The 1,550-nt window shown below is 52.1% G+C and carries 1 protein-coding gene; it reads left to right on the top strand.

Translation table 11 applies throughout. The annotated features are described in order from the left end of the window. Nucleotides 1-89: 89 nt before the first annotated feature. On the top strand, nucleotides 90-1,538 hold the full coding sequence (locus POTG_RS22485) for an IS5 family transposase (protein WP_036646774.1): 1,449 nt from the start codon (nucleotides 90-92) through the stop codon (nucleotides 1,536-1,538). The last annotated feature ends 12 nt before the right edge of the window (nucleotides 1,539-1,550 follow it).

Raw genomic sequence — 1,550 nt, 5'->3', positions numbered from 1 at the left:
GTCCGGTGAAAAAGTCCGCCTAAGCAGGCCTTTCCCATGGTTTTATCGAATTTATAGTAGTAACAAGACGATCGAAAGAGTGATTGAACATGAAAGCCCACAAGTCGTCGGCCCTCCAGCCTCAGATGTTCCAATTTGTGGATATGGATGATCTTGTGCCGAGAAAACACATCCTGCGCCAACTGAACGAAGCGCTTGATTTTTCCATCATCCATGATTGGGTGGCGCCGCTGTATACGGAACGTACCGGCCGCCCGGCGGCTGACCCGGAGCGGATCGTCCGGCTTATTCTGCTTTCGTATTTATTCAACCATTCCGAACGGGAATTGTATCAGCTGCTGCCCATGCATGCGGGCTATTTGTGGTTCTGCGGACTGGATTTCGAATCCGTTCTGCGACCGGATCCATCCCGGCCGTCTTTGCCGGATCGGACAACGCTGGTGAAGACCCGGAAATTGTGGCGAAAACACGGCATTTTTGAGAAGCTGATGAAACATGTTGTGGACCAATGCATCGCTGCCGGATTGGTCCAATCCGATGTACACGCCAGCGTCGATGGCACCCAAGTACGCGCCAACGCGTCCATCCACAGCATGAAAGAAATCGCCTTGGCTCCGGTGGAGTCGATTGAGGATTACCTGGTTCGCATGGCTCGGCAAGATGAGCAGATCGATGGTGTCGCCCATGATTCCGATGATGACAGCCAGCCGCCCGCACCGCCTGCGCGAAAAGAGCAACGGCTGGAAGACAAGGCGACACATGAAGATTTTCATGGCAAAACCTTCTCGAATCAGACCCATCGCAGCGTAACGGATCCGGATGCCCGTCTGTACAAAAAGAGCAACGGTCAGGAAGCGCATTTGCGGTATTTGGTGCATCATGTGACGGATGTCCAGTCCGGCGTCATTCTGTCCACGCAAGCGAGTATCGCGTCCGGAACGGCTGAGCGCGAGACGAGTTTACAGCAACTGGCCGCGATTCGCTTTGCCCATCCACAAATTCGAATTCGTACGCTCTCTGCCGACAAAGCCTACGGCACGACAGATTATCTGCAAGCGTTGTTCGAGCAAGGGATTGTCCCATTGGTTTCGCTTCGTAACCTGACACTGGAAGATGTACCTACTTGGAAACGTCAAACGAACGATCCTGAGAGACAACGCAAACGGCTGGCCAAAATCCAGGAAATCCAAATCCGAAACAGAGCCAAACAAATTCAGCTCACGGCTTCCTACCGTCATGTGCAAAAGTTACGCACTCGCTGTGAGCATGTGTTTGCCGAAAGCAAAGTCGCACATGGTCTGGGTCGCGCACGGAGCCGTGGGCTGGACTGTATGCAGGAACAGACGCTACTGACGGCAACCGTTCAAAATTTAAAAAGACTATGCCGGTTTAAGAAAAAGCGACCTCAAACCGGTGCTTTGGCATGCCAAAAACCGAAATCCGTGATGACGGAGGCGGTATCAAGCCTGCTCATATCAGCGGTGGTTAAGTTTGTTTCCTCATTTTTCATGTCAGTTAGACGGCTAAAACTGACTTAAATCACCGGACTT

This window comes from Paenibacillus sp. oral taxon 786 str. D14 (assembly GCF_000159955.1).
Lineage (GTDB): Bacteria > Bacillota > Bacilli > Paenibacillales > Paenibacillaceae > Fontibacillus > Fontibacillus phoenicis.
Note: the sequence above shows the minus strand (reverse complement) of the source record. Positions and strands in the feature narration are given on the sequence as shown.

Bases quoted from the DNA above. Each gene is read 5' to 3' on its own strand.
- POTG_RS22485 (WP_036646774.1), top strand. From the start codon at position 90: ATGAAAGCCCACAAGTCGTCGGCCCTCCAGCCTCAGATGTTCCAATTT.